A 24,740-nucleotide genomic window follows, 5' to 3' on the forward strand; every position below is an offset into this window, starting at 1 on the left:
TGAAATGATGGAAGGGAGTACTTTTTATTTTGTAGCTTGGATAGGGTGGATTGTCGTAACATTTTTTATGAAAAAGGACTCTATTCGGTGGAAGATAAGCGCCTGTATATTGATTTTTATTATTTGTTCTCCGTTACATGTAACGATTGCTTCATTTACGGTATCAGTAAATGCACTTTTACTTTCTGGTATAGCTTTTATAGGACTCACGCTCTATTCTATTTGGAAAAAATTATATAGCTTACTTTCGGCACTTATTATTGCAATGTTATATACAAGTTTTCATTTGTTAGAAGTATATGATCCAATTTGGATTGTGGTGGACAGGTTGTTTTTGTTAAGTAGCGCTCTTGTATATGCATCCGTTTTATTACATGAGGATCGCATATTACGACTATGTTCTCTTTATATAGGAATGTTACAGGGAGAATTGTTTGTGACAATTATTTTTCGGAAACTGCATTTTCCTTACGATTACGGTAGTTTAGCGTTTTTTGATATCGTTGCTGTTTCTACATTATTCATGGCAATTTTATTTTGGATTGCGAAAGTCTCCGTACACATGGAACAGTTTAAGAGGAAAACACGTAAAAGAAAGGCGAGGGTAATACATGATTGAATATACACCGGCCATTTTATGCGGCGTAATAGCAGGGACAGTAACGAGAGTGCTCATGCTTCGGACAGATACCCGGCAATATCCGACGAGGCTCCACGGGAAAATTATTCATATTGCGATGGGGTTAATTGCGGCGGCTTTAGGAGCGATTGCAATTCCGTCTATATTGAAAAAAGATTTTTCTGCCATTACGTTTCTTACGTTAGCAGCAACACAGTTTCGTGATGTGCGTAATATGGAAAGAAATACACTTCAACAATTAGATGGTTATGAGCTTGTACCACGTGGGAATACATATATTGAAGGAATTGCATTAGTTTTTGAAAGTCGCAACTATTTGGCGATGTTAACGTCGTTTGTAACGACGTTTGCTTATATAGGGTTCCGTTCATGGATTGCTGGAGTCGTTATGGCTATCATCGCATTTTTTATCGCGAAAACATTAATGTCTGGTAAGAGGTTGCATGATCTTGTTGATATCGAGCATGTTCCACTTCGTTTTGAAGGGGCGGGGCTATATATTGATAATATTTACATTATGAATATTGGATTGCCAGCAAGACAAGAGGAAATTATGAAATATGGAATGGGCTTTATTTTAAGACCGAAATCAATTGATGCGATGGTGACAATCTCAAACTTAGGGCAACGACAAGCTATTTTACATGATGTTTCTGTTGCTTTAGGGATTTATAGAGATTCTGGTACGCCGGCACTTGCGCCGCTAGCAAAGCGTGATTTAGAGGATGGCAGGGTTGGAATCTTTGTCTTACCACAAGATCAAGATGTGGAGAAAGCAATAGGTGTCATAGGGAACGTGCCGACGTTAGAAAGTGCTGTTCATATGTCATCGGAAGCCCCGAAAGGAAGGGGAGATAAGAGATGATGTTAGAAAGTGTAATTCTTGCAGTTATTACAACGACTCCGGAGAAATTTGCTGGTGGTGCCCCTCTGTTTACTTGTGAATCGACAGAGGAGTTAGAATTTGTTGCAAATAATTTAGAGGCAATTCTAGATGGCATTGCGCATCGCTTACAAGAGAATGTATATATTATTGTGAAACATTAGCAACGTGTGTTATAATGTGAGGTGTTTTGATACGCTGAGAAATATTCTGGAATGCAAATCCCTTCTTGCACAAAGAAGGGTTTTTTACATAATAAACAGAAGCAAGTTGAAAGGATGAAAGTATATGCCGAAACCAGTAATAGCAATAGTAGGCCGCCCGAACGTAGGGAAATCTACTATTTTCAATAGAATTGTTGGAGAGAGAGTTTCAATTGTAGAAGATATTCCAGGTGTAACGCGCGATCGTATTTATAGCGCTGGAGAATGGTTAAATCATGAATTTAACATTATTGATACAGGTGGAATTGATATTGGAGACGAGCCATTTTTGACACAAATTCGTCAACAAGCTGAAGTGGCAATTGATGAAGCAGATGTTATCATTTTTATGACAAATGGTCGTGACGGTGTAACAGCAGCTGATGAAGAAGTTGCGAAAATATTATATCGTTCAAATAAACCGGTTGTACTTGCAGTAAATAAAGTGGACAATCCGGAAATGCGCAGTGACATTTATGATTTCTATGCATTAGGATTTGGTGAGCCATTCCCAATTTCAGGTACACACGGATTAGGATTAGGTGACTTATTAGACGAAGCTGCACAGCATTTTCCAAAGATTGAAGAAGACGGATATGATGAAGATACAATTCGTTTCTCTTTAATTGGACGTCCAAACGTAGGGAAATCATCACTTGTAAATGCTCTTCTTGGTCAAGAGCGTGTAATTGTTAGTAATGTAGCAGGAACAACTCGTGATGCTGTCGATACACCATATAGTAAAGATGGAAAAGATTATGTAATTATTGATACAGCTGGTATGCGTAAAAAAGGGAAAGTGTATGAAAGTACAGAAAAGTATAGTGTACTTCGTGCACTAAGAGCGATTGAACGTTCTGACGTTGTTTTAGTCGTTTTAGACGGTGAAGAAGGAATTATTGAACAAGATAAAAAAATCGCTGGATACGCTCATGATTCAGGGCGAGCTGTCGTGATCGTTGTAAACAAATGGGACGCAGTGAAAAAAGACGAGAAAACAATGAAAGCATTTGAAGAAAACATCCGTGCTCATTTCCAATTTTTAGAGTACGCACCGATTGTATTCTTATCTGCAAAAACGAGAAAACGTACACAAACGTTAATACCGGTTATTGATGAGGTAAATGAAAGCCATAGTATCCGTATTCAAACGAACGTATTAAATGATGTAATTATGGATGCGGTAGCGATGAATCCAACGCCAACGCATAATGGTAGTCGTCTGAAGATTTTCTATGCAACACAAGTTGCGGTAAAACCACCAACATTTGTTGTGTTTGTAAACGATCCAGAACTATTGCACTTCTCATATGAGCGCTTCTTAAAGAATCGTTTACGTGAATCATTCGGCTTTGTAGGAACACCGATTCACATTATCGCTAGAGCAAGAGACTAATGGAGAGGATGTGATTTTATGACAAAAATCACAGTAGTTGGAGCAGGTAGCTGGGGAACAGCGTTAGCGATGGTATTAGCTGACAATGGGCATGATGTACGTATTTGGGGAAATCGTTCTGAACTTATGGATGAGATTAATACAAAACATGAGAATAGTCGATATCTCCCAGGAATTACATTGCCAAGCACAATCGTAGCCTACTCTTCTTTAGAAGAAGCATTAGTAGATGTAAATGTAGTACTTCTTGTAGTACCAACGAAAGCGTATAGAGAAGTACTGCAAGATATGAAGAAATATGTAGCGGGCCCCACTACTTGGATTCATGCAAGTAAAGGAATTGAACCTGGTACGTCAAAACGTATTTCGGAAGTGATTGAGGAAGAAATTCCAGAGGACTTGATTAAAGATGTTGTTGTACTGTCTGGACCGAGTCATGCTGAAGAAGTAGGGTTGCGCCAAGCGACAACTGTTACGTCTGCAGCAAAGCGTATGGAAGCGGCTGAGGAAGTACAAGATTTGTTTATGAATAGTTACTTCCGTGTATACACAAATCCAGATATCGTTGGAGTTGAACTTGGTGGTGCGTTAAAAAATATTATCGCATTAGCTGCTGGGATAACTGATGGTCTTGGATTAGGGGATAATGCGAAAGCGGCATTAATGACGCGTGGTTTAACGGAGATTGCTCGTTTAGGAAGAAAAATGGGTGGAAATCCGTTAACGTTTGCTGGACTAACTGGTATGGGTGACTTAATTGTAACTTGTACAAGTGTTCATAGCCGAAATTGGCGTGCTGGAAATATGCTTGGAAAAGGACACTCTTTAGAAGAAGTGTTAGAAAGTATGGGTATGGTTGTCGAAGGTGTAAGAACAACGAAAGCTGCTCATGAATTGGCAGAAAAAATGGAAGTAGAAATGCCAATTACAGCTGCTTTATATGATGTGCTATTCAATGGGAATAATGTAAAAGATGCAGTAGGCTCATTAATGGGGCGTGTTCGAAAACACGAAGTGGAAGCTATACCTGACTTACTTTAAAGAAAAGCGACAGAAGTACATTTGTACTTCTGTCGCTTTTTATTTTTTGGGTCTTTTCACCATTTTTTTATTTTTGCATAGGATGAAGAGTAACTTGAGGAGAGGGTGAAAAGAATGGATAACAACATTTTTAATAACATTGAAAAAGAAGCGAAAGTGAATAAAGAAGATATTTTTAAATTAGCATCATCGGTACAAAATGCGAATTTACGTGATGAGACTGTACTTCGTCAATTGATTCATCAGGTGGCTCTTATGGCAGGACGTGAAGTGCCGAAAGAACAAGAGGATCAAATTGTAAAAGCGATTATTAACAATAATATGCCGACAGATTTTGGCTCGTTAAGCAAAATGTTTAAAAAATAAAATATGAGAAACAAAGAGTTTGTAAATTGCATATGATAGCCATGAAAGTATGGGAATAGAGCTGTTTTGGGCATATTTGGTCAACCGAAGCGAGAGATATGCTCGCTTCGGTTTTATTTTTATCTAGACTGGTGGAAAATGCTGAAAAACCTATTGATTAAAACTACATATTCTCGATTTGTAGTAAAATGTTCTTTTTTGTATTTGTTTAAAGATTTTAATTTGTTAAAATAGTATAAAAATAGATTAATAAAAAGGGGTGTGTATATGTCGGAAGGGCTTATAAAAATGTGGTTTGCTTTAGGAGCAATTGGATTTATGTTTTTTGCAGTAAGTTTTATTTTACTAAGCAGATATAAAATAAAGAATAAAGTTTTGAAAGGGATTACAGCATTGGTAGCGTACACCCTCATGATTGTGTCAGGAATTGTTATTTTTCTTGTTGTATTTAGTGGTCCTGTACAGCAGTAAAGGGCATGGTACGGAGCGAGTTATATTAGTATGAAAAGGTGATTACTAGTGAAAAAAGTCCATATTATTTTAATATTTTGTTGTATGAGCATTTTAACAGGGTGTCTGTATCCAAAAGAAAATATGAAACAAAATGCTGTTCCTTATGAAGATCAGCTACAAGTCGTTCAAAAAGCTGTTGCGACATTTAAGGAGCAAAATGACGGGATATTGCCAATTAAGACGCGGGATATGAATACGCCTATTTATCAAAAATACCCAATCGATTTTCAAAAGATTTCTCCGCGTTACATACAAGAAGCACCAGGGAATGCCTATGAAAGCGGGGGAGTATATCAATACGTATTAATAGACGTTGAAACAAACCCAACAGTAAAATTAATTGATGTGAGGATGGCTGAACAAATTCAGCAATTATCATTAAAGCTGAGGATGTATCGAGATGAACATCAATATCCACCATTTAAAAAGGTAATTTCAGATGGTGTGTATGAATTAGATTTCAAAAAACTTGGATATAAAGATGTACCGCAAGTGACAAGTCCATATTCTGGTAAAGGCCTTCCTTTTGTAATTAATGAGAAGGGAGAAATTTATGTTGATTATAGAATCGACTTATATGAAGCGTTGAAAAAAAATGAAGGGCAATTTAAGGAGGGGGAAGATATTCGAAATATACTTTCGAAAGATTCTCCGTTTGTACCTGCGTATTCTTTACCGTATACGGTAAAGAGTGGAGAACCAATTTTTTTAAAATCATAAGTCATGAACCTTTCTTTTAGTGAATAAGTTCTAGAAGAAAGGTTTTTATGTTACACAACTTGCGATGCAAACAAAAGGTATTTTTTTAATAGTCATATGAAATTGGACAAAATTATATGATATATTGTTCGAACTTCTAGAATACCATTATATTATATCAGATATTATAGGCAACGTTAGAGAAGGTATTAGTTGACTATAAACGTGGAATTATTCCCAAAAATATTGAGGGAGGGAATCACTTGGAAAAGGTAGATATTTTTAAAGATATTGCGGAACGCACAGGCGGTGATATTTATTTTGGAGTTGTAGGAGCTGTTCGAACAGGGAAATCAACATTCATTAAAAAATTTATGGAACTTGTAGTTATTCCTAATATTGAAAATGAGTCTGACCGTCAAAGAGCGCAGGATGAACTACCTCAAAGTGCTGCTGGCCGTACAATTATGACGACGGAACCGAAATTTGTTCCAAACCAAGCGGTTTCTATCGAAGTAGATGAAGGTCTTGAAGTGAATATTCGATTAGTAGATTGCGTCGGATATACTGTTCCAGGAGCGAAAGGTTATGAAGATGAGAATGGCCCGCGCATGATTAATACTCCTTGGTATGAAGAACCTATTCCATTCCATGAAGCTGCAGAAATCGGAACACGTAAAGTAATTCAAGAACATTCAACAATTGGTGTTGTAATTACAACAGATGGAACGATTGGTGAAATTCCAAGAAGAGATTATATAGAGGCAGAAGAACGCGTCGTAAATGAGCTAAAAGAAGTCGGAAAACCTTTCATTATGATCATTAACACTGTACAGCCGTATCATCCAGATACAGAGCAATTGCGCCAAAGCTTATCTGAAGAATATGATATCCCAGTCATTGCCATGAGTGTTGAAAGTTTAAGAGAAACAGATGTATACAATGTACTTCGAGAGGCGTTATTCGAGTTCCCTGTTTTAGAAGTGAATGTGAACCTTCCGAGCTGGGTAATGGTGCTAAATGAAGGGCATTGGTTACGCCAAAGTTATCAAGAAGCCGTTCAAGAGACTGTGAAGGATATAAAACGTCTTCGTGATGTAGACCGTGTCGTATGGCAGTTTAGTCAGTATGAATTTATTGATCGAGCGAGCCTAGCTGGCATTGATATGGGGCAAGGCGTAGCAGAGATTGATTTATATGCACCAGATGAATTATATGATCAAATTTTAAAAGAAGTAGTAGGAGTAGAAATTCGAGGGAAAGATCATTTATTGAAGCTTATGCTCGATTTATCTCATGCGAAAATAGAATACGATCAAGTGGCGGATGCTCTGCGTATGGTCAAACAAACAGGATATGGTGTAGCGGCGCCTGCGTTAGCTGACATGAGTTTAGATGAACCAGAAATTATTCGTCACGGTTCAAGATTTGGTGTGAAATTAAAAGCTGTAGCTCCATCTATTCATATGATTAAAGTAGATGTGGAGTCTACGTTTGAGCCAATCATTGGTACGGAAAAACAAAGTGAAGAACTAGTTCGTTACTTAATGCAAGATTTTGAAGATGATCCATTATCAATTTGGAATTCTGATATATTTGGACGTTCACTGAGTTCTATTGTTCGGGAAGGCATTCAAGCGAAACTATCTTTAATGCCAGAAAATGCGAGATATAAATTAAAAGAAACGCTAGAAAGAATTATTAATGAAGGATCTGGCGGATTAATTGCGATTATATTATAAGAAAAAATCCCTCTCATCGTAGAGGGATTTTTTAATTTTCGCATATAGAATAGGAAAATAAACAGCTATTATCTAATATATTGTTGTAAATTGTCAAGTTTCATCAGATTTTCACATTTTAAGAGTAACAATTTCCTTAAAAATATTGAATTATAAAGGAGAATCGTATAATATAGGCGTTGATAATGATTTATCTACATCTTTGTAGTATAGAATTTGCAAAAATTGCCTACAAATGAAAGTAAGACTCATTTTATGATCATTATACAGTCTTATCTTTGGGAGGAGGTGAATGGCATGAACAAGACAGATTTAATCAATGCTGTTGCAGAAGCAAGTTCCCTTTCTAAAAAGGACGCAACAAAAGCAGTAGACGCTGTTTTTGATTCTATCTTAGAAGCTTTAAAACAAGGTGATAAAGTACAACTGATCGGATTCGGTAACTTCGAAGTTCGTGAGCGTGCGGCTCGTAAAGGTCGTAACCCACAAACAGGTGAGGAGATTGAAATCGCTGCAAGTAAAGTACCTGCATTCAAACCTGGTAAAGCGTTAAAAGATGCGGTTAAATAATCCTTACATATTAACAGGGAAGAAGAGTTTCCTTTTTGGAAACTCTTCTTTTTGCTTTTAAAAACATAAATATGCTAGAATGTGTTCGTATCACTTTTAGGTTTTCGGGAGGGCTAGCGGATGGCAAAAGTTAATTTAGAACAAATTGAACATGCAGTACGCCTTATTTTAGAGGCAATTGGAGATGATCCTAATCGAGAGGGAGTACTTGATACACCAAAGCGTGTTGCAAAAATGTACGCAGAAGTGTTCTCAGGTATGCATGAAGATCCGAAAGAACATTTACACAAAGTGTTCGGAGAAGATCATGAGGAGCTTGTACTAGTAAAAGATATACCGTTTTATTCGATGTGTGAGCATCATTTAGTTCCATTCTATGGAGTTGCTCACGTTGCATATATTCCGCAAGGCGGAAAAGTGACAGGGTTAAGTAAATTAGCTCGTACTGTAGATACAATTGCACGTCGTCCACAACTGCAAGAACGTATTACATCAACGGTAGCGAACTCTATTATGGAAGTACTAGAGCCGCATGGTGTAATGGTAGTAGTAGAAGCGGAACATATGTGTATGACGATGCGCGGTGTGAAAAAGCCAGGTGCAAAAACAGTAACAACAGCAGTACGTGGTGTGCTAGAAAATGATGCTGCAGCACGTAGTGAAATTTTATCTTTTATTAAAACGAAGTAAAGAAAAGTGGGAAACTGCTTTTCTTTTTTTTTTTTTTGTAAATAAATGATATAGTTTTAGCGAGGCAGAGTGAGAATAGAAAGATTACTTAAAAGAATAGAAGATGTTATGTAGTTCGGTAGAAGTTTGGAAAGAGTAGCCAAGTTTTGGTTATAGAAAATAGAGTGTATGTGTTATAATAAGTTTTATGAATTAGAAAACAAGGGTGATTTTTGTGTGTGACATCTACGGAGGGTATGCGGGTATAAGAGAGAAATTGATGGTGAAATTACGCCATCCTTATTTTATAAACTATATTGAAGAACCATTTATTGATGAAGAGAAAATCGCATTGTTATATGGTGCTTTAAAAGGTGCAAATTTACATATAGAACAAATTGAGCATTATGTAGTGACGATTATGCTTGTGCAAATTGCGCTTGATACACATGAAAGAGTATCAAATAAAGCAGGGGAAGAAGCGAATGAATCGCATAAGCGTCGCCAGTTAACAGTGCTTGCTGGTGATTACTATAGCGGGTTATATTATTACTTATTGTCTATGAATCGTGATATTGTTTTAATTCGTGCGCTTGCTGAAGGAATTAAAGAAATTAATGAACACAAAATAATGTTATATCAAAAAGCGTATAAAACGGTGGATGACATAATGGAGAGTGTAGTAATGATTGAGTCTGCACTGTTGCAAAAAACATGTGATCATTTTCATTTAGCGCATTGGAAGCCGTTTATAACATATGTACTAGGGAAAAATCGTCTCCAAAAAGAATGTGAACTACATGTTAATAAACAACATTCACCTGTTTTTCAAGCTGTTCAAGGGATTGTGAACGATAAAGCAGATGCAGAAACAGTTATGAATGGATGGATGATGAAACTTAGGAAGAAAGAAAATCAATTTTTAGAAAATCACACAGATATAAGCGAAATAAACTCTGTGTTAAGAGATACATCGAAGACATAAGCAATTTTACATTGGAAGAAGGTACGAGCATGCAACAATCAAAAGAAGAAAGAGTACATGATGTATTTGAGAAAATCTCTGATAAATACGATGTGATGAATTCTGTAATTAGTTTTCAAAGACATAAAGCGTGGCGCAAAGAGACGATGCGCATTATGGATGTAAAACCAGGTAGTAAAGCGCTTGATGTATGTTGCGGAACAGCGGACTGGACAATTGCGCTAGCTGGAGCGGTGGGTGAACAGGGCAAGGTTGTTGGTTTAGACTTCAGCGAAAATATGTTATCTGTTGGTAAGCAAAAGGTAGAGGCGTTACAATTAAAACAAGTAGAACTTCTGCACGGGAATGCAATGGAACTTCCATTTGAAGATAACACGTTTGATTATGTAACGATTGGATTTGGTTTACGTAATGTACCGGATTATATGCACGTATTAAAAGAAATGACGCGTGTAGTAAAACCAGGTGGAAAAGTAATTTGTTTAGAAACATCTCAACCAACAATGATTGGTTTTCGACAAGGTTATATTTTATACTTTAAATATATCATGCCGTTATTTGGAAAGTTATTTGCGAAAAGTTATAAAGAATATTCATGGCTACAAGAATCTGCTAGTACATTCCCAGGTATGAAAGAATTGGCTAATATGTTCGAAAAAGCTGGACTTGAACGTGTGCAAGTGAAGCCATTTACTTTTGGGGTAGCAGCGATGCATTTAGGCATGAAACCAGAATCAAAATAGAAAAAAGAAGTTTTAGGTTAAGGTGAACAATATGAAGTTACAACTTATGTACTCTTTTTTACGATCGGATATTAATGTGATAGAAAAAGAATTAAAAAAGGCAGTTGCTTCTGAACAGCCATTAGTAGAAGAGGCGGCATTACAACTTATTGAAGCTGGTGGGAAGCGAATTCGTCCTGTATTTGTGTTGCTTGCGGGGAAATTTGGAGATTATAAGTTAGATGCAATTAAGCATGTAGCTGTTGCGTTAGAACTTATTCATATGGCTTCTCTTGTTCACGATGATGTTATTGATGCTGCGTTTTTACGACGTGGTAGTGCAACTGTGAATGCGAAATGGGGAGATCGTATTGCAATGTATACAGGGGACTATTTATTCGCTAAGTCTCTTGAATGTATAACGAATATTGAAATTCCAGAGGCGCATCAGGCGCTATCGCATACCATTTTAGAAGTTTGTAAAGGTGAAATCGAACAAATTAAAGATAAGTATAACTATGACCAAAATTTAAGAACATATTTAAGAAGAATAAAGCGAAAAACCGCTTTATTAATTGCTGCAAGTTGCCAACTAGGAGCGATTGCTGCTGGCGCTAATCGTGATACGGTAAGCCGTCTGTTTTGGTATGGCTATTTCGTAGGGATGTCGTATCAAATTATTGATGACATTTTAGACTTCGTTTCTACAGAAGAGAAACTTGGAAAACCTGCTGGGGGCGATTTATTGCAAGGAAACATTACGCTTCCTGCCTTATATGCTATGGAAGATCCAATCCTTTGTAAGAAAATCAGATCTGTACATGAAAATACAACAGCGGACGAAATGAAAGAAATTATTGAAGCTGTAAAGAATAGTGCTGCTATTGATAAAGCATTTGCGTTTAGTGAACGTTATTTACATAAAGCATTAGAAATGATAAAACCACTCCCACGTGGACAAGCAAAGTATGCATTACAAAATGTAGCAAAGTATATTGGAAAACGAAAATTTTAGTGTTTTTTCTAAAAAATAAAATAATCTCTCTATTTCAAAACTATTGCACAATTGTGATAAGGGTGTTAATATGTGTGTGGGGATATACAATTACATACATAATTCAGAAGTGGAGAGATTTTTTATGGAAAAAACATTTCTAATGGTTAAACCAGACGGTGTACAACGTGCCTTCATTGGGGAAATTGTAGCTCGTTTTGAGAAGAAGGGCTTTCAATTAGTTGGTGCAAAATTAATGCAAGTCACTCCAGAAATCGCTGGACAACACTATGCTGAGCACACAGAAAAACCTTTCTTTGGTGAATTAGTAGACTTTATTACATCTGGTCCTGTATTCGCAATGGTATGGCAAGGTGAAGGTGTAGTAGATACAGCTCGTAACATGATGGGTAAAACAAGACCACATGAAGCAGCTCCTGGAACAATTCGTGGAGATTTCGGTGTAACTGTTGCAAAAAACATTATCCATGGTTCTGATTCGTTAGAAAGTGCAGAGCGCGAGATTGGTATTTTCTTTAAGGAAGAAGAATTAGTTGACTACTCAAAATTAATGAATGAATGGATTTACTAATTATTTTGAAATAATTTGTAAACGCTTTAATCACTGTGATAATAGTAGAAAGTGCAAGGAGAATAGGGGTATTCTTCTTGCACTTTTTTTATTTCTATTAGTTACGAAGTTAGAGCTGTTATGATATATTGATATGTAAAGTAAAGGCCTATCGGAGAATAAGCGAATGGCTGATGTATGAATAACTCTTTCATATTTTTAGAGTAATGAAAGATAAAATTATTGCTTAATATAGCGAGATAAATACATATACGAAAAGAGGAATAACGTATGCGATATATTACAGCTGGTGAATCTCATGGTCCACAACTTACAACGATTATAGAAGGTGTTCCAGCCGGACTACCATTAGTAGCGGATGATATAAATGAAGAGTTAGCTAGAAGGCAAAAGGGATATGGGCGTGGTAGACGCATGCAAATTGAAACAGATCAAGTGCAAATTGTAAGTGGTGTTAGACATGGAGAGACATTAGGTTCTCCAATTGCACTTGTTGTTGAAAACCGTGATTTTGCACATTGGACAAAAATTATGGGTGCAGAGCCGTTAACGGAACAAGAAGAAAAAGAAATGAAAAGGAAAGTAACAAAACCAAGACCTGGACATGCTGATTTAAATGGTGCGATTAAATATGGTCATAGAGATATGAGAAATGTACTGGAACGCTCTTCGGCACGCGAAACGACAGTACGTGTTGCTGCTGGTGCGGTTGCAAAAAAAGTGTTAGCGGAACTTGGTATTGCAGTAGCAGGCCATGTAATTGAAATTGGAGGTGTACAGGCTAAAGAGACTACGTATCGTTCAATTGAAGAATTAAAAAGTATTACAGAAGCATCACCTGTACGCTGTTTAGATGAAGAAGCTGGTAATCAAATGATAAAAGCAATTGATGATGCGAAATCAAATGGTGATTCAATCGGTGGCATCGTGGAAGTAATTGTGGAAGGAATGCCAATTGGAGTAGGCAGCTATGTGCACTATGATCGAAAACTAGATGCAAAATTAGCAGCCGCAATAATGAGCATTAATGCCTTTAAAGGGGTCGAGATTGGAATTGGTTTTGAAGCAGCACATAGACCGGGTAGCGAAGTTCATGATGAAATTTTGTGGGATGAAGAGCATGGATATACAAGAAGAACAAATAACGCGGGTGGTTTAGAAGGCGGTATGACGACTGGAATGCCAATTGTTGTGCGCGGAGTGATGAAACCGATACCTACACTATATAAACCTCTTCAAAGTGTCGATATTGATACGAAAGAGCCTTTTACAGCAAGTATTGAACGTTCAGATAGTTGTGCTGTTCCAGCAGCTAGTGTCGTTGCGGAAGCGGTTGTAGCTTGGGAATTAGCGACAGCTTTAATAGAACAATTTGGATTAGATCGTATGGACCTTATTCGTGAAAATATTGAGAAACATAATGAATATGCGAGGGGATTTTAATGGAAAACATACATATTCAAACGAAATCAAAAGAATATGATGTACATGTAGGAAAAGAATCGTTGTCACATTTGACAACAATCGTTCAAAACATGCAGCCATCTGTATCAAACATTATGATTATTTCAGATGAGGCTGTTGCACCTTTACATTTACAGACAGTTGTAGATGCGTTGCAAATAGATCAAAAAGTATTTTCATTCGTTGTACCGAGTGGTGAAAAAGAGAAGTCCTTTGAAAATTTCTATGCGGCTCATACGTCAGCTCTTGAAAATAAATTAGATAGAAATTCTTTAATTATCGCACTTGGAGGCGGGATGATTGGAGATTTAGCTGGTTTTGTTGCTGCGTCGTTTATGCGTGGAATTCGCTTTGTTCAAGTTCCCACTACTTTATTAGCTCACGATAGCGCGGTAGGTGGGAAAGTAGCAATCAATCATCCGTTAGGTAAAAATATGATAGGTGCATTCCATCAACCAGAAGCAGTTGTATATCATACGCCGTTTTTACAGTCTCTTCCTGAAAAAGAGTGGCGCTCAGGTTATGCAGAAGTGATAAAACATGCTCTAATTGGTGATGTAAAGCTATATTATTGGCTAAAAGAAGAAGTGCAAACATTAGCAGATCTTCGTGATGAGAAATTAATCCACATATTAACGAAGGCGATTCCTGTAAAGGCAAACATTGTAGCGCAAGATGAAACAGAAAAAGGCGTACGTGCACATTTAAACTTTGGACATACGTTAGGCCATGCTCTAGAAAAAGAACTAGGATATGGAAATATTACTCACGGTGACGGAGTAGCGGTTGGAATGTTATTTGCTATATTCTTAAGTGAACAAGTGTATAAGGTAAATCTTGCTTATGAAGAGATGAAGCAGTGGTTCTTGAAGTACGGCTATCCAAAAATGCCAAGTGATTTAAGTGTAGAACGCCTCGTCGGGTTGATGAAACAAGATAAGAAAGCGAATGCAGGAACAATTCATATGGTACTTATGCAGGAATATGGGGTAGTGAATGTCGTATCTATTCCTGATGAGACTGTTCATATTGCGTTAGAGGCATTTCAAAAGGATATGGGTATAAGAAGTAGATAACAGCTATGGAGAGCCTATTTAGAAGCATTTTCGTAATAGTGACAGTTATGATAAACGATTATAGTAAGGGAGTATAACCGTATTGTAATCGAATTGAATAAAACGACTGGGGGAAGAAAAATGAGAGTGAAAGAGCAATTGTTAACTTTGAGAGCATATGTACCTGGGAAAAATATTGAAGAAGTAAAAAGGGAATATGGATTATCAAAAATTGTGAAATTAGCATCGAACGAAAATCCATTCGGTTGCTCAGCACGCGTAACAGAAGCATTAACTTCTTTAGCGAGTCAATACGCTCTTTATCCAGATGGACATGCCTTTGAACTTCGGACACAAGTAGCAAAACATTTAGGTGTTAAAGCGGAACAACTGTTATTTGGTAGTGGATTAGATGAAGTTATTCAAATGATTAGTCGTGCGTTACTACACGAAGGAACAAATGTTGTAATGGCGAATCCAACATTCTCACAATACCATCACCATGCTGTTATTGAAGGAGCAGAAGTTCGTGAAGTACCACTTAAAGATGGCGTTCACGATTTAGATGCGATGTTACAGCAAGTAGATGATCAAACGAAGATTGTATGGATTTGTAACCCGAATAATCCGACAGGTACATATGTAGAAAAACAAAAATTACTTTCATTTTTAGAATCAGTTCCTAAGTCAGCGCTTGTTATTATGGACGAAGCATATTATGAATATGCGGGAGCAGAAGACTATCCGCAAACATTACCACTTCTTGAAAAGTATGAAAATCTTATGGTATTGCGTACGTTTTCAAAAGCATATGGTCTAGCTGCTTTCCGTATCGGATATGCAGTTGGTAATACGGAGTTAATCGGGCAGCTAGAAGTAGCGAGGTTACCGTTTAATACATCGACTGTAGCGCAATCTGTAGCACTTGCTGCATTAGAAGATCAAGCATTTTTACAAGAATGTGTGAAAAAGAATGAAGAAGGATTACATCAATATTACGCATTTTGTAAGGAATATAACGTATTCTATTATCCATCTCAAACAAATTTCATTTTCTTAAAACTCGGTATTCCTGGTAATGAAGCTTTTGAACGATTAATGAAAAAAGGATATATTGTTCGTTCTGGTGCTGCATTTGGTATCGATGATGGCATTCGTATTACTGTCGGTTTGAAAGAAGAAAATGATGAAATTATAGAGTTACTGAAAGAACTTGTAAATGAGCAAGTACAGAAAGAGGAAACATATTCTTAAGAGATTGTGAAGGCTCCTATTAGAGGAGTCTTTTTTATCGCATTAAAAAAGTTGAAGTTTAGTAATTAAGTTGTTCTGTAAATCAAGATTGGTATGGCTCGATAATTAGTGGGAGAAGTTATTTGCACGGTCATAAAAGAAAGCGGTACAATAGAAGAAGATAAGAAGGTATCGGTATCATATCCGAACCTTTGAACAATTAACTACTCTGTAAGAAGAAGCATGCTCATTCTAAAGGTTGCGTTCTAACAATGAGTTGCTTATGATAAAGTGAAACTTTAATCAGTGGGGGGATGTTTATCCCCCGCTGATTATTAGCCCACACCAATCGGGCTTTTACGGGCAGTTGCCCCCAAAACTAACTTCTTTGCCCTAGCTGAATTTTGAGGTGGGGTCTTCCTGCCCGTTAATAGCGGGGGAAATGAACAGAAAAGAATATTTTTTAGAATTAAAGGAGACGTTTATGCAAAAGTTTGAACAAGCTGTTTCATATATTGAAAATGGTGAAGCGGAAAAAGGATTACAATTATTAAAAGAACAATTAAAAATTGCGAATGATGAAGAGAAGTATGATATCGCTCGCTATTATCATACACTTGGATTTACGGATGAAGCGTTAGCTATTACAGAAGATTTGCGTTTATTGTATCCAGAAGAAAGTGAATTCACTGTATTTTTAGCAGAATTATATATTGATCTAGACAAAGAAGATGAAGCAATTGAAGTGCTTCATGATATTCCAGAAAATGATGATTTATATGTTCAATCATTATTACTAGTTGCGGATTTATTCCAAATGCAAGGTTTTGATGATGTAGCAGAACAAAAACTATTAAAGGCGAAAGAAATGATGCCTGACGAGCCTGTCATTACGTTTGGATTAGCAGAGTTATATAGTAGTAAAGGTGAAGAACAAAAGGCAATTACTTATTATGAGTCGCTATTAGCGGAGCATAAAGTAATGGGTGGTGTTGTCATTGCACTGCGCCTTGGAGAAACGTTAAGTGCCATTGGAAATTGGGAAGAGGCGATTTCTTACTACGAAGCAGGTTTAGAGGAACAAAAAGATATTCACTCATTATTTGGATATGCATTCACGTTATACCAAGGTGAAGAATACCAAAGAGCAATTGGTGCTTGGCAAGAACTGAAAGAATTAGATCCTGAGTATGCATCTCTTTACATGTATTTAGCGAAAAGCTATGAAAAAGAAGGAATGCTTCAAGAAAGCTATGAAACACTTCATGAAGGAATTAAAGTAGATGAACTTTCTGTACCATTCTATGTAGAATTAGCGAACATTGCAGCGAAATTAGGGAAAATAGCGGAAGCAGAGGAAGTGCTTCAAAAAGCGCTTGAGTTAGATCCAGGACATTTAGGTGCAACATTAAAATATGCATATATCTTAAAGGAACAAGAAAAGTATGAAGAGCTAATTGCCGTTGTAGAGCGTGCTATCGATAGCGGAGAATCAGATACACAACTACTTTGGGATCTTGCGTTTGCAAAAAAACAATTAGAAATGTATTCTGATGCATTAAAACACTATGAAAGTGCATATACTTCTTTTAAGAATCATCCAGACTTCTTGGAAGAGTACGGTTATTTCTTATTGGAAGAAGGTATGCGAAAAGAGGCGAAAGAAGTATTTACTCAGTTAATACAACTAGACCCGACACAAATTCATATTGAAGAATTGTTATATAATTTAGAGGATTTTTCATAAGTTGGAAGGAAACTGAATACCGCTTCTTGAATCTAAAAAGAAAAGAGAAAGACAGAGGAGGGACTTAATTGCTATGAATACCCCTGTTTCTGTAAACGAGAAGAAGGATTTTGTAAAATGGTTTTTGAATAATTACCAACTGAAACAGCGTGAATGTGTATGGATTTTGAATTATTTAATGAGTCACGACCAATTGATGCATAAAGTCCACTTCGTAGAGCATGCAAAATATTGTCCGCGTGGCTTAGTAATGTCCGCGAATTGTGTAAAAGACACACCGTTTCACTTTTTTAAACAAAATGTTATGACAACAGATGCTGAAAAATCGTTTCATGATATTCGTTTAAATCGAGATGAGGATATTTATATTCAACTCAATTTTAAATCATCGTTTCAAAATGCCAATTACGTAGCTGTATTAGAAGAAAACCCATATTTACCAAAGCACATTGAAGTAAATGAAAAAGATCGTTTACTTGCAGAAAGGTTTTTAGAAGAAAGTGTATTTTCTTTTAGAAGAGAACGTCTTTTGAAACAAATTGATGAAGCGCTGGATAAGCAAGATAAGGAAGCGTTTCATAGGTTAACAGCGGAGTTAAAGATGTTATAGAATTCATTTGGATTCATAAAATTTTACAAATTTCAGACTTTTTCAAGAAAAACTACCTTAATATAGGTAGTTTTTCTTTTTTTACCTCTTTTAGTATGGTTTAATATATATAAAGTGAAAGTTCTGTCATTTATAGACGGGGGAGGGAAGACATTTGAAATGGATTGTAAAAGATGTGGAACAGTTTGAGCAAGCAAGAGAATATGTAGATACGGGTGTTATACCACTTTTATCAATTTCAGCAGCGAAAGAAATGAAAATGGTAGTAGAACAAGGGGAATTTATCGAATTGTTGAGTATGGAGCTAGAAAGAGAATATAAAGGAAGAGTGCTTTTATTACCTGCATTTACGTATCTGGTAGAAAGTCAAAAAAACGAAAAAGGTCGTTTGCAAGAATGGACAAATCATTTGAAAAAGCAAGGTTTTAAGCATATTGCTTATGTTACAAGTGATTTTTCATGGAAAGAAGATATGCAAGAATTGCAGGGAGATTTATTTTGGTTTCCTTCATTAGCGTTAGAACAATTTAGTGATCAAGCGAAAAGAGAAGTGATTCATGCACATATAAAAAATATAATGGTAATGTTAGAAGAAAAATGGGGAAAATAATAATAAACAGAAAGTTCTTATTATTATGAGTAGTATGATATTGACCTGTGCATGAGCGTATTATATCATGATAGTGTCCTAGTTTTTATTTTTTATATAATTTATCACGAGGGGACAATTTCTGATAGAGGGGGGAAATTTTCGTGAGCGAGAAAGAACATCGTGTGTCAAGAAGACAGTTTTTAAATTACACCCTTACAGGGGTAGGAGGCTTTATGGCAGCGGGTATTTTAATGCCGATGACGCGATTTGCGCTTGATCCGGTGTTAAGAAAAGAAGCGGGAACGGATATGGTTGCTGTTGCACAAGTAAAGGATATTACAACAGAGCCGAAACGTTTCGACTTTAAGGTGAAGCAGGTTGATGGTTGGTACAAGTCCGAAGAGCCAAAATCAGCTTGGGTTCATAAAGATGAAAGCGGAGACATTGTTGCGTTCTCTCCAGTATGTAAACATTTAGGATGTACAGTGAACTGGAATTCGGACAAAGCACATCCGAATCAATTCTTTTGTCCATGTCACGGGGGCCGTTACACAAAAGACGGGATAAACATTAAAGGCACGCCGCCCCTTGCTCCACTTGATGTATACGAATCTAAAGTGAAAGATGGAACGCTGTACTTAGGAAAAGCGAAGCCAAGAGGGGGTGCAAAGTAGATGCTAAATAAAATTTATGATTGGGTAGATGAAAGGTTAGATATTACACCAATATGGCGTGATATCGCTGATCATGAAGTACCTGAACATGTAAACCCGGCACATCACTTTTCTGCATTCGTTTATTGCTTTGGCGGACTTACCTTTTTCGTTACTGTAATTCAAATTTTATCTGGAATGTTTTTGACGATGTATTATGTGCCTGATATTAAAAATGCTTGGGAATCGGTTTATTATTTGCAAAATGAAGTTGCATATGGGCAAATTGTTCGTGGTATGCACCACTGGGGTGCTAGTCTCGTCATTGTAATGATGTTTTTACATACACTTAGAGTTTTCTTCCAGGGTGCGTATAAAAAGCCTCGTGAGCTAAACTGGATTGTTGGTGTTCTTATTTTCTTTGTTATGTTAGGTCTTGGTTTTACCGGATATTTATTACCGTGGGATATGAAAGCGTTATTTGCTACGAAAGTAGGGATTCAAATTGCAGAGCAAACGCCGCTCATTGGTCCTTACATTAAAACATTACTCGCTGGTCATTCCGAAATTGTTGGCGCTCAAACATTAACTCGCTTCTTTGCTATTCACGTCTTCTTCTTACCAGCAGCACTTCTAGGTTTAATGGCCTTCCACTTCATCATGATTCGCAAACAAGGTATTTCCGGTCCACTATAAGAGATTGCTAAATTAAAGGGGAAAGAACTAAAGGAGGGAGATTATGCATCGCGGCAAAGGGATGAAGTTTGTAGGAGATTCTCGGGTACCAGTAGCTCGGAAACCAAATATTCCAAAAGACTATTCGGAATACCCAGGGAAAACAGAAGCATTTTGGCCGAACTTCTTGTTAAAAGAATGGATGGTTGGTGCAGTTTTTTTAATCGGTTATTTATGTTTAACAGTGGCGCATCCGTCACCGCTTGAAAGAATGGCGGATCCAACTGATGCTGGGTATATACCACTTCCAGATTGGTATTTCTTATTCTTGTATCAGTTATTAAAGTATTCTTATGCTTCTGGCTCATTTACTGTAATTGGAGCGTTCATTATGCCAGGGATTGCGTTTGGCGCATTACTGTTAGCTCCATTTCTTGATCGAGGCCCAGAAAGACGCCCATTGAAGCGTCCTGTAGCAACGGGATTTATGCTTTTAGCAGTTGCATCGATTATCTTTTTAACTTGGGAATCTGTAGCACACCACGACTGGGAAGCTGCAAAAAAACAAGGAGCAATTGTAAAAACAGCACCAGTTGATAAAAATGATGACGGTTATAAATTAATGCAAAAAAATACTTGTTTAACATGTCACGGTGACAATTTACAGGGCGGCGCAGCAGCACCAGCACTGCAAAATTTAACTTTGAAGCCAGAAGAAATTGCTAAAATTGCGAAAGAGGGAAAAGGTTCCATGCCTAAAGGTGTATTTAAAGGTACAGATGAGGAACTGAAGAAGCTTTCGGAATTCGTTGCAAAGTATAATAAAAAATAATAAAAAGCTGACTACAAAATTTGTAGTCAGCTTTTTATTTTGATGATAGAAAGTTTACTATATAATAGAGTAGAGTTTGATGAAAGAATGAAAGGTGTTGGACATACAGCTTGGTTTACTTGTATGCAATGTTAAGGCAACGCTCCGTATTATTATTTTTATTAGTTGTTAACATATTAGGTACAATATACGGATTCATATGGTATGGAAATCAATTAAAAGAAACTTTACCTATATTTTGGCCGTTTGTACCCGATAGTCCTATGGCAAGTCTTTTTTTTGTCTTTGTTTTAATCGCTTTTTTAATAAAGAGAAATTGGGGATTAATAGAGGCGCTAGCGATTGTTACTTTAATAAAATATGGTATATGGGCTGTTGTTTTAAATGGGGTTATGATCTATGTAAAAGGTCCTATTGGCCTTATCGGGTATATGTTAATGCTTTCGCATTTTGCGATGGCAGTACAAGCAGTGCTATATGCACCGTTTTACCGTATAAAAAAATGGCATTTTGCGGTAGCCGCTATATGGACATTACATAATGATGCAATTGATTATTTGTTCTGGCAAATGCCGAGATACGGAATTATGCATTTGTTTGTAGGAGAAATTGGTTATTTTACGTTCTGGTTAAGCATTGCTGTGCTTTGTATGACATATTATTATTGCTTACGTGAGAATCGAAAACAGTTTTCTTTATGATAGTTAGAATATGTAGGGGGAGAAAATGAAGAAAAATACGAGTGGTACAAAAATATTGGATCGATTGATTACGATAATTGTTTCATATAGCATAGCATTTTCTATATTTGCACTCGCAACAACGGCGGTTGTATATGGAAAATGGCTATATTATTTTGAAATTGATTTTTTGAACATTCCAGATTTAGCAGATATGACGAAGGATGATATTAAAAGAAATTATGATGTGCTTATCACATATTTATCGCCATTTTATGACGGAGCATTACATTTGCCAACACTAGATATGTCTACAAATGGCCGTGTTCATTTTGTAGATGTGAAAAACATTTTAGTAAAGATTCAATATGTAATGTATGCGACAATTATAATTGCAATAGTAGGCGGCATGTATTTGTTAAAAAAGAAAAATGAAAAGTTTTTACTACATGGATCTATTTTAACAATCATTTTTCCAATAGCGTTAATGTTACCGATTGTTATTAATTTTGAAAAGAGTTTTGTGATATTCCATAAGCTTTTATTCAGTAATGATTATTGGGTTTTTGATCCTGAGAAGGATCCGATTATATTAATGTTACCAGAAGAGTTTTTTATGCATGCAGCGTGTGCTATTTTATTATTTATTTTATGTGGTAGCATAATTTGTTATAGCTTGTATAAATATTTCGTAAAAAAGAAAAGGATTTCAAAAGAAAAATTCTCTGTTTAAAGAGAATTTTTTTTGTTTGTAAAACGATAATATATTTTTCGGTCCAGTTCTGTTCTATTCTTGTCCACATTAACATATTTTGTACTAGTAGTTATAGGGGGGACCGTGATGAAGAGAACATTAATTGGACTGATTGCATTTCTAATTATCATGTTTCCGTTACGTATATATGCTGAGGAGTGGAGTGAACTAACAGGGTTGTTAGATGACTCATTACAATTAGTGAAGCGTAATGAAGATGAAAAAGCAGTACAAGTACTGCAACATTTCTCGGAGCAGTTTGTAATAAAGGGGAATGAAAAGAAGCAGGAAGTAACGCCAGATCAAGTTAGAGTTATTTCTTTAGCTTACGACAAGGCGAAACAATCTCTCGCGGAAGAAGATGTAAGGAAACAAGTTAAAATTGATAATGTGTTAGCCCTGCAGCTCGCTGTCGATGCGCAAGTATCGAAATATCAACCACTTTGGATGGAAAGAGAAGGAAAAGTAATGGATGCCTTTTCTCAAATGGAAAAAGCGATGAAAAAAGAAGATACGGGACAGTTTCAACAAACGTTAAACACATTTTTACATGAATTTAATATTATTTATCCAAGCTTAATGATTGCCTTGCCAGAAAATGAAGTGCAGCGTGTAAATGCCCATTTATCTTATTTAGATGAATTTCGTAACGTTATGTTAAAAACAAAAGGTGGGCAAATGCAATTAGGAATCATTAAAGGAGATTTGCACAAAATATTTCATACAGTAAAAAAAGATGAAATTGCACCTTCTCTCATTTGGTTTATGACAATTACTGGAGGTCTTATTTTATTCACATTAACTTATGTTGGGTGGAGAAAGTATAAAGGAGAGAGAGAAAAAAGAAAAAGTAATGTACATTCTAAGAATAGATAATGTAATAAATAAAGATTCGGATTGTAAGGTTTATTCATTGACAATGGTGGCAGAAGAAAATAGAATGAGAAGTACTATAATTAAAACTTCAATGGAGGTTCATGATGTTTTATTTAATTTACTTCGCGATCATTTTGATCATACCGTTGTATGCACAGTCAAAAGTACGTAGTGCCTATAGCAAGTATTCACAAGTTTATTCAACATCAGGTATGACAGGAGCAGAAGTGGCTCGGAAAATCTTAGATGAAAATGGATTATACAACGTAGCTGTAGAAGAAACACCAGGTCATTTATCAGACCATTATGATCCAACTGCCAAAACAGTTCGATTATCAACAGATAACTATTACGGTCATTCAGTTGCTGGTACAGCAGTTGCAGCACACGAAGTAGGACACGCAATTCAAGATGCAAAAGATTATAACTTTATGCGTATTCGTCATTCGTTAGTGCCAGTTGCGAACTTTGGTTCAAATATTTCTTGGATATTTATTATGATCGGTATTTTTGCATCGATGGCCAACATGATATTTTTAGGTATCATTTTAATGGCAGCAGGTGTTGTGTTCCAACTCGTTACATTACCAGTTGAGTTTGATGCATCAAAGCGTGCGATGCAACAAATTGAAGCGTTAGGAATCGTATCAACAGATGAATATGGCCAAGCTCGTAAAGTATTAAATGCGGCAGCATTAACATATGTAGCAGCTGCAGCCGTAGCGGTATTTGAATTATTACGTCTCGTATTAATTTATACTGGTATGCAGCGTAGCGACGACTAAAGACTATCAATTTTGATAGTCTTTTTTGTTTTGTGGATTGAATTATATAATGTATTGCAAATAGAAATAATAGAAGTAATGCGGAAAGGCGGTGGGGAAATGAAATATCCAGACCATTTAGTAAAACAGGTGAAGGAGCGTAGTGCTCCTTATCAATTAGAAGGTTTTTTAAGTGGACAAGGCCCTGAAAATCCGAAATTTATGTTGTTAGGAGAAGCGCCTGGTGAAACAGAAATTCATAATGGGATTCCGTTTAGCGGGAGAGCCGGAAAACAATTAATGGGTTTTTTAGAACGTATTCACGTTACAAGGGAAGAAGTATATATTACGAGTGCTGTTCGGAGTAGACCTTATAAGTGGCGAGAGAAAAAAGAACGAAATGGTGAAATCATACAAAAAAAGTATAATAGAACGCCAAATCAAGGAGAAATAGTTGCCCATGCACCGTTGTTAGATTATGAATTAGAGAAAATAAATCCGAAGCTTATCTTCACGCTTGGCAATATCGGTCTTCAACGTTTAGCAGGAAAAGATAAAAAGATTACAGATGTGCACGGACAATTATTAAAACAGCCCATTCAAAAATTAAAGGATATGCAAAGTGCAGAATTTACATGGTCAGAGAAAGAATATCATATTTTTCCGACCTTCCATCCTGCTTCCATTTTTTATAATCGGGGCTTATTGGAGCTTATTTATGAGGATTTAGAGAAACTTAAGCAATACGTAATAAAAAACTAGAAAAGCTAAAAAGCTTTTCTAGTTGTGT

The 24,740-nt window shown here is 36.4% G+C and carries 29 protein-coding genes; all 29 read left to right on the forward strand.

Going from position 1 to position 24,740, the window contains the following annotated elements; all coding sequences use genetic code 11:
- Window positions 1-7: 7 nt before the first annotated feature.
- The 29 genes from PDQ33_RS04160 to PDQ33_RS04305 all read left to right on the forward strand — a co-directional run bounded on the left by PDQ33_RS04160 (window position 8) and on the right by PDQ33_RS04305 (window position 24,712).
- On the forward strand, window positions 8-619 hold the full coding sequence (locus PDQ33_RS04160; RefSeq protein WP_000399224.1) for a YphA family membrane protein: 612 nt from the start codon (window positions 8-10) through the stop codon (window positions 617-619).
- Window positions 612-1,505: a YIEGIA family protein gene (locus tag PDQ33_RS04165; RefSeq protein ID WP_000575282.1), complete on the forward strand. Its 894-nt coding sequence runs from the start codon at window positions 612-614 to the stop codon at window positions 1,503-1,505. The genes PDQ33_RS04160 and PDQ33_RS04165 overlap by 8 nt, the downstream gene beginning before the upstream one ends.
- The gene (locus PDQ33_RS04170) at window positions 1,502-1,687 is read left to right on the forward strand and encodes a capping complex subunit for YIEGIA (protein WP_000979054.1); all 186 of its coding nucleotides are present in this window, start codon (window positions 1,502-1,504) and stop codon (window positions 1,685-1,687) included. The genes PDQ33_RS04165 and PDQ33_RS04170 overlap by 4 nt, the downstream gene beginning before the upstream one ends.
- Before the next feature lie 124 nt (window positions 1,688-1,811).
- On the forward strand, window positions 1,812-3,122 hold the full coding sequence (der, locus tag PDQ33_RS04175) for a ribosome biogenesis GTPase Der (RefSeq protein WP_001125893.1): 1,311 nt from the start codon (window positions 1,812-1,814) through the stop codon (window positions 3,120-3,122).
- Between the two features lie 18 nt (window positions 3,123-3,140).
- Entirely contained in the window at window positions 3,141-4,163 is a 1,023-nt protein-coding gene (locus tag PDQ33_RS04180; protein ID WP_000161776.1) for an NAD(P)H-dependent glycerol-3-phosphate dehydrogenase, read from the forward strand.
- Between the two features lie 114 nt (window positions 4,164-4,277).
- Complete coding sequence (locus tag PDQ33_RS04185; RefSeq protein WP_000369754.1) at window positions 4,278-4,529, forward strand: stage VI sporulation protein F; 252 nt, start codon at window positions 4,278-4,280, stop codon at window positions 4,527-4,529.
- Between the two features lie 267 nt (window positions 4,530-4,796).
- Window positions 4,797-5,000, forward strand: a complete 204-nt coding sequence (locus PDQ33_RS04190) for a DUF2768 domain-containing protein (protein ID WP_001288998.1) — start codon at window positions 4,797-4,799, stop codon at window positions 4,998-5,000.
- Between the two features lie 48 nt (window positions 5,001-5,048).
- Window positions 5,049-5,762 carry a hypothetical protein gene (locus tag PDQ33_RS04195; RefSeq protein WP_000755470.1) on the forward strand — a complete coding sequence of 238 codons (714 nt, stop codon included), beginning with the start codon at window positions 5,049-5,051 and terminating at the stop codon, window positions 5,760-5,762.
- A 242-nt stretch (window positions 5,763-6,004) separates the two neighbouring features.
- Window positions 6,005-7,483, forward strand: coding sequence for a stage IV sporulation protein A (gene spoIVA, locus PDQ33_RS04200; protein WP_000416519.1), 1,479 nt, complete (start codon window positions 6,005-6,007; stop codon window positions 7,481-7,483).
- 297 nt (window positions 7,484-7,780) lie between these two features.
- The gene (locus PDQ33_RS04205; RefSeq protein ID WP_001043860.1) at window positions 7,781-8,053 is read left to right on the forward strand and encodes an HU family DNA-binding protein; all 273 of its coding nucleotides are present in this window, start codon (window positions 7,781-7,783) and stop codon (window positions 8,051-8,053) included.
- A 120-nt stretch (window positions 8,054-8,173) separates the two neighbouring features.
- A complete protein-coding gene (gene folE, locus PDQ33_RS04210; RefSeq protein ID WP_001151482.1) occupies window positions 8,174-8,743 on the forward strand; it encodes a GTP cyclohydrolase I FolE in 570 nt (189 codons plus the stop codon).
- 214 nt (window positions 8,744-8,957) lie between these two features.
- Window positions 8,958-9,707, forward strand: a complete 750-nt coding sequence (locus tag PDQ33_RS04215) for a heptaprenyl diphosphate synthase component 1 (protein ID WP_270754820.1) — start codon at window positions 8,958-8,960, stop codon at window positions 9,705-9,707.
- A 29-nt stretch (window positions 9,708-9,736) separates the two neighbouring features.
- Window positions 9,737-10,450, forward strand: coding sequence for a 2-heptaprenyl-1,4-naphthoquinone methyltransferase (gene menG / locus PDQ33_RS04220; protein ID WP_001187667.1), 714 nt, complete (start codon window positions 9,737-9,739; stop codon window positions 10,448-10,450).
- Between the two features lie 31 nt (window positions 10,451-10,481).
- Window positions 10,482-11,444 carry a heptaprenyl diphosphate synthase component II gene (hepT, locus tag PDQ33_RS04225; protein ID WP_270754816.1) on the forward strand — a complete coding sequence of 321 codons (963 nt, stop codon included), beginning with the start codon at window positions 10,482-10,484 and terminating at the stop codon, window positions 11,442-11,444.
- Window positions 11,445-11,568: 124 nt separating this feature from the next.
- Window positions 11,569-12,015: a nucleoside-diphosphate kinase gene (gene ndk, locus PDQ33_RS04230; RefSeq protein ID WP_000415887.1), complete on the forward strand. Its 447-nt coding sequence runs from the start codon at window positions 11,569-11,571 to the stop codon at window positions 12,013-12,015.
- A gap of 270 nt (window positions 12,016-12,285) precedes the next feature.
- Window positions 12,286-13,458 carry a chorismate synthase gene (gene aroC / locus PDQ33_RS04235; protein WP_001269362.1) on the forward strand — a complete coding sequence of 391 codons (1,173 nt, stop codon included), beginning with the start codon at window positions 12,286-12,288 and terminating at the stop codon, window positions 13,456-13,458.
- The gene (aroB, locus tag PDQ33_RS04240) at window positions 13,458-14,555 is read left to right on the forward strand and encodes a 3-dehydroquinate synthase (protein WP_000427695.1); all 1,098 of its coding nucleotides are present in this window, start codon (window positions 13,458-13,460) and stop codon (window positions 14,553-14,555) included. The genes aroC and aroB overlap by 1 nt, the downstream gene beginning before the upstream one ends.
- A 120-nt stretch (window positions 14,556-14,675) precedes the next feature.
- Window positions 14,676-15,788 carry a histidinol-phosphate transaminase gene (gene hisC, locus PDQ33_RS04245; RefSeq protein WP_001264009.1) on the forward strand — a complete coding sequence of 371 codons (1,113 nt, stop codon included), beginning with the start codon at window positions 14,676-14,678 and terminating at the stop codon, window positions 15,786-15,788.
- A gap of 463 nt (window positions 15,789-16,251) precedes the next feature.
- Window positions 16,252-17,514, forward strand: coding sequence for a tetratricopeptide repeat protein (locus tag PDQ33_RS04255; protein WP_250669717.1), 1,263 nt, complete (start codon window positions 16,252-16,254; stop codon window positions 17,512-17,514).
- Between the two features lie 73 nt (window positions 17,515-17,587).
- A complete protein-coding gene (locus tag PDQ33_RS04260; protein ID WP_001095923.1) occupies window positions 17,588-18,124 on the forward strand; it encodes a ReoY family proteolytic degradation factor in 537 nt (178 codons plus the stop codon).
- Window positions 18,125-18,278: 154 nt separating this feature from the next.
- The gene (locus PDQ33_RS04265; protein WP_000871307.1) at window positions 18,279-18,734 is read left to right on the forward strand and encodes a YpiF family protein; all 456 of its coding nucleotides are present in this window, start codon (window positions 18,279-18,281) and stop codon (window positions 18,732-18,734) included.
- 143 nt (window positions 18,735-18,877) lie between these two features.
- Entirely contained in the window at window positions 18,878-19,390 is a 513-nt protein-coding gene (gene qcrA, locus PDQ33_RS04270) for a menaquinol-cytochrome c reductase iron-sulfur subunit (protein WP_001290418.1), read from the forward strand.
- On the forward strand, window positions 19,391-20,065 hold the full coding sequence (gene qcrB, locus PDQ33_RS04275; protein ID WP_000932700.1) for a menaquinol-cytochrome c reductase cytochrome b subunit: 675 nt from the start codon (window positions 19,391-19,393) through the stop codon (window positions 20,063-20,065).
- Window positions 20,066-20,108: 43 nt separating this feature from the next.
- Window positions 20,109-20,876, forward strand: coding sequence for a menaquinol-cytochrome c reductase cytochrome b/c subunit (qcrC, locus tag PDQ33_RS04280; protein ID WP_000554606.1), 768 nt, complete (start codon window positions 20,109-20,111; stop codon window positions 20,874-20,876).
- A 110-nt stretch (window positions 20,877-20,986) separates the two neighbouring features.
- Window positions 20,987-21,577, forward strand: a complete 591-nt coding sequence (locus tag PDQ33_RS04285; protein ID WP_250669718.1) for a DUF1405 domain-containing protein — start codon at window positions 20,987-20,989, stop codon at window positions 21,575-21,577.
- A gap of 25 nt (window positions 21,578-21,602) precedes the next feature.
- On the forward strand, window positions 21,603-22,289 hold the full coding sequence (lit, locus tag PDQ33_RS04290; RefSeq protein ID WP_000742533.1) for a lipoprotein intramolecular transacylase Lit: 687 nt from the start codon (window positions 21,603-21,605) through the stop codon (window positions 22,287-22,289).
- 108 nt (window positions 22,290-22,397) lie between these two features.
- The gene (ypjB, locus tag PDQ33_RS04295) at window positions 22,398-23,186 is read left to right on the forward strand and encodes a sporulation protein YpjB (protein ID WP_250669719.1); all 789 of its coding nucleotides are present in this window, start codon (window positions 22,398-22,400) and stop codon (window positions 23,184-23,186) included.
- A 104-nt stretch (window positions 23,187-23,290) separates the two neighbouring features.
- On the forward strand, window positions 23,291-23,971 hold the full coding sequence (locus tag PDQ33_RS04300) for a zinc metallopeptidase (protein ID WP_000499536.1): 681 nt from the start codon (window positions 23,291-23,293) through the stop codon (window positions 23,969-23,971).
- Window positions 23,972-24,070: 99 nt separating this feature from the next.
- Window positions 24,071-24,712 (forward strand): uracil-DNA glycosylase, encoded by a 642-nt coding sequence (locus tag PDQ33_RS04305; RefSeq protein WP_270754809.1) that lies wholly within the window; start codon window positions 24,071-24,073, stop codon window positions 24,710-24,712.
- The last annotated feature ends 28 nt before the right edge of the window (window positions 24,713-24,740 follow it).

Origin of the sequence: Bacillus cereus group sp. Bc031, from assembly GCF_027716265.1 — a bacterium.
GTDB lineage: Bacteria > Bacillota > Bacilli > Bacillales > Bacillaceae_G > Bacillus_A > Bacillus_A paranthracis.

Excerpts from the sequence above, each read along its gene's own strand:
- PDQ33_RS04160 (WP_000399224.1), top strand. The coding sequence starts at position 8 with ATGGAAGGGAGTACTTTTTATTTTGTAGCTTGGATAGGGTGGATTGTC.
- PDQ33_RS04165 (WP_000575282.1), top strand. The coding sequence starts at position 612 with ATGATTGAATATACACCGGCCATTTTATGCGGCGTAATAGCAGGGACA.
- PDQ33_RS04170 (WP_000979054.1), top strand. The coding sequence starts at position 1,502 with ATGATGTTAGAAAGTGTAATTCTTGCAGTTATTACAACGACTCCGGAG.
- der (WP_001125893.1), top strand. The coding sequence starts at position 1,812 with ATGCCGAAACCAGTAATAGCAATAGTAGGCCGCCCGAACGTAGGGAAA.
- PDQ33_RS04180 (WP_000161776.1), top strand. The coding sequence starts at position 3,141 with ATGACAAAAATCACAGTAGTTGGAGCAGGTAGCTGGGGAACAGCGTTA.
- PDQ33_RS04185 (WP_000369754.1), top strand. The coding sequence starts at position 4,278 with ATGGATAACAACATTTTTAATAACATTGAAAAAGAAGCGAAAGTGAAT.
- PDQ33_RS04190 (WP_001288998.1), top strand. The coding sequence starts at position 4,797 with ATGTCGGAAGGGCTTATAAAAATGTGGTTTGCTTTAGGAGCAATTGGA.
- PDQ33_RS04205 (WP_001043860.1), top strand. The coding sequence starts at position 7,781 with ATGAACAAGACAGATTTAATCAATGCTGTTGCAGAAGCAAGTTCCCTT.
- folE (WP_001151482.1), top strand. The coding sequence starts at position 8,174 with ATGGCAAAAGTTAATTTAGAACAAATTGAACATGCAGTACGCCTTATT.
- menG (WP_001187667.1), top strand. The coding sequence starts at position 9,737 with ATGCAACAATCAAAAGAAGAAAGAGTACATGATGTATTTGAGAAAATC.
- hepT (WP_270754816.1), top strand. The coding sequence starts at position 10,482 with ATGAAGTTACAACTTATGTACTCTTTTTTACGATCGGATATTAATGTG.
- ndk (WP_000415887.1), top strand. The coding sequence starts at position 11,569 with ATGGAAAAAACATTTCTAATGGTTAAACCAGACGGTGTACAACGTGCC.
- aroC (WP_001269362.1), top strand. The coding sequence starts at position 12,286 with ATGCGATATATTACAGCTGGTGAATCTCATGGTCCACAACTTACAACG.
- aroB (WP_000427695.1), top strand. The coding sequence starts at position 13,458 with ATGGAAAACATACATATTCAAACGAAATCAAAAGAATATGATGTACAT.
- hisC (WP_001264009.1), top strand. The coding sequence starts at position 14,676 with ATGAGAGTGAAAGAGCAATTGTTAACTTTGAGAGCATATGTACCTGGG.
- PDQ33_RS04255 (WP_250669717.1), top strand. The coding sequence starts at position 16,252 with ATGCAAAAGTTTGAACAAGCTGTTTCATATATTGAAAATGGTGAAGCG.
- PDQ33_RS04260 (WP_001095923.1), top strand. The coding sequence starts at position 17,588 with ATGAATACCCCTGTTTCTGTAAACGAGAAGAAGGATTTTGTAAAATGG.
- qcrB (WP_000932700.1), top strand. The coding sequence starts at position 19,391 with ATGCTAAATAAAATTTATGATTGGGTAGATGAAAGGTTAGATATTACA.
- qcrC (WP_000554606.1), top strand. The coding sequence starts at position 20,109 with ATGCATCGCGGCAAAGGGATGAAGTTTGTAGGAGATTCTCGGGTACCA.
- lit (WP_000742533.1), top strand. The coding sequence starts at position 21,603 with ATGAAGAAAAATACGAGTGGTACAAAAATATTGGATCGATTGATTACG.
- ypjB (WP_250669719.1), top strand. The coding sequence starts at position 22,398 with ATGAAGAGAACATTAATTGGACTGATTGCATTTCTAATTATCATGTTT.
- PDQ33_RS04300 (WP_000499536.1), top strand. The coding sequence starts at position 23,291 with ATGTTTTATTTAATTTACTTCGCGATCATTTTGATCATACCGTTGTAT.
- PDQ33_RS04305 (WP_270754809.1), top strand. The coding sequence starts at position 24,071 with ATGAAATATCCAGACCATTTAGTAAAACAGGTGAAGGAGCGTAGTGCT.